Genomic DNA, 2,075 nt, shown 5'->3' with positions numbered 1-2,075 from the left:
GGCGGGCCCGGGCGGCCGCCAGCTGGGCGCGAGCGGTGGTGAGCTCGGCCTGCGCAGCCTCCAGCCGGGCGGCGGTACGCCGCGCGCGGGCGCTGGACTCGTCGAGGTCGTCGTGGGCGGAGGAGATCTGGCCCTGGACCTGCCGCTGCTTGTCCCGGAGGTCGTCGGCCTGGGCCTGGGGGGTCGCCACGGAGCCGACTACTGCGGCTCCGGTCGCCAGCAGGCACGCGACGGAGGCCGCGGCCAGGCGAGGGCGGAGGGTACGGGGGAAGAGGCGCACCGGTCTGCCTTCGGGTGTTCGGGGAAGTGAACGAACCCGACGCTAACCGACGGCGCTCACACTTTGAGGTATTTCCGCGTCAGCACGAGTGTCGGCAGCACCGTGAGCGCGGGCCCGAGGATCGCGACCCAGGTCATCGCGTAGACGTAGGAGTCCCAGCCGATCCACGGCATGAACTTGAGCTGGTCCTGGGCCCGCTCGATGATCCCGAGCTTCATGAACGTCGCCAGGGCCGCCCCCGCCAGCAGTACGCCGAACAGTGCCGTGACCAGCGCCTCGAGCAGGAACGGCAGCGTGATGTACATCGTGGAGGCGCCGACCAGGCGCATGATCCCGATCTCGCGGCGGCGCGCCATCGCCGCGAGCCGGATGGTGTTGCCCACCAGGAGCAGTGCCGCCAGGACCAGGAACGCCGCCGTCGCCAGCGCGGCCCAGGTCAGCGCGTTGATCGACCCGTAGATCGGCTTGAGCGTCTCCCTGGCGTCGCGGATCCCGGAGACCCCGTCGAGCCCGGTGACGGCGCTGGTGATGCCGGCGTACTCGTTGGGGTCCTTCAGCTGGATCCACACCGACTCCGGCATCGCCTCGGCGGTCGCCGGCGGGTTCGGCCCCTCGAACTTCTCCGGCCCCAGGAGCTCCTTGACCTTGGCGAAGGCCTCCTCCTTGGTCTCGGTGTGGAAGCCGTCCACCTCCGGGTTCTCCTCGACCACCGTGAGGATCGCCGCCCGCTGCGCCGGGGTCACCTCCCCCGAGCAGGCCGGGTTGTCGTCGTCGGCCTTGCACAGCCAGACGGTGATCTCGAGCTGGCTCCCCCAGTAGTCCGCAGCCTTCTGGGCCTGCTGGTTCAGCAGGATGCCGAGCCCGACCAGGGTCAGCGAGACGAACAGGGTCAGCACGACGGCGATGTGCATCGACAGGTTGCGGCGCAGACCCTGGCCGAGTTCGGAGAAGACGTAGCGCAGCTGCATCAGGTGAGGGCTCTCTGGGCGGTTCGGGGGTGGTCAGTTCTGGGCGCCGTACACGCCCTGGGCCTGGTCGCGCACGACCCGGCCGTTCTCGAGCTCGATGACCCGCTTGCGCATCTGGTCCACGACGCCGGAGTCGTGGGTGGCCATCAGCACGGTCGTGCCGGTGCGGTTGATCCGGTCCAGGAGCTTCATGATGCCGACCGACGTGGTGGGGTCCAGGTTTCCGGTGGGCTCGTCGGCGATGAGGATCATCGGCCGGTTGACGAACGCGCGGGCGATGGCCACCCGCTGCTGCTCGCCGCCGGACAGCTCGTCGGGCATGCGGTCGCCCTTGCCCTCCAGCCCCACCAGCTCCAGCGTCTCGGGCACGGTCCTGGCGATCGCCGACTTGGGCCTGCCGATCACCTGCAGCGCGAAGGCGACGTTCTCCGAGACGGTCTTGTTGGGCAGCAGGCGGAAGTCCTGGAACACCGTGCCGATCTGCCGGCGCAGCCGGGGGACCTTCCAGCCGGCCAGCCGGTCGATCTCCTTGCCCGCGACGTACACCCGGCCCGAGGTGGGCCGGGTCTCCCGCAGCACCAGCCGCAGGAACGTCGACTTTCCGGACCCCGAGGCACCCACGAGGAAGACGAACTCGTCCTTCTCGATGTCGACGGTGAGCTGGTCGAGGGCGGGGTGCCCCTGGCCGGGGTAGGTCTTGGTGACCTTCTCGAAGCGAATCACTGTGGCGAGGGTAGTCGGCGGGCCCCCGCTGTTCATCGGGGGGACGAAGCGGTATCGGGAGGGCCGCGAGCTTCTCGGCAGTCAGATGAGGCATCGACACCACG

At 69.8% G+C, this 2,075-nt stretch carries 3 protein-coding genes; all 3 read right to left on the bottom strand.

Features of this window, described 5'->3' with window-relative positions:
• Positions 1-190, bottom strand: a 190-nt coding sequence (locus tag PLP61_RS16725; RefSeq protein ID WP_324503917.1) for a hypothetical protein, incomplete at its 3' end; no start/stop codon positions are given.
• A gap of 146 nt (positions 191-336) precedes the next feature.
• Entirely contained in the window at positions 337-1,248 is a 912-nt protein-coding gene (ftsX, locus tag PLP61_RS16720) for a permease-like cell division protein FtsX (RefSeq protein WP_324503915.1), read from the bottom strand.
• A gap of 33 nt (positions 1,249-1,281) precedes the next feature.
• Positions 1,282-1,971, bottom strand: a complete 690-nt coding sequence (ftsE, locus tag PLP61_RS16715) for a cell division ATP-binding protein FtsE (protein ID WP_324503913.1) — start codon at positions 1,969-1,971, stop codon at positions 1,282-1,284.
• Between the last annotated feature and the right edge of the window lie 104 nt (positions 1,972-2,075).

The sequence above is a fragment of the Nocardioides sp. genome, from assembly GCF_035429765.1.
Classification (GTDB): domain Bacteria; phylum Actinomycetota; class Actinomycetes; order Propionibacteriales; family Nocardioidaceae; genus Nocardioides.
The sequence above is the reverse complement of the archived record's forward strand: the minus strand, read 5'-3'. Positions and strand labels throughout refer to the sequence as shown.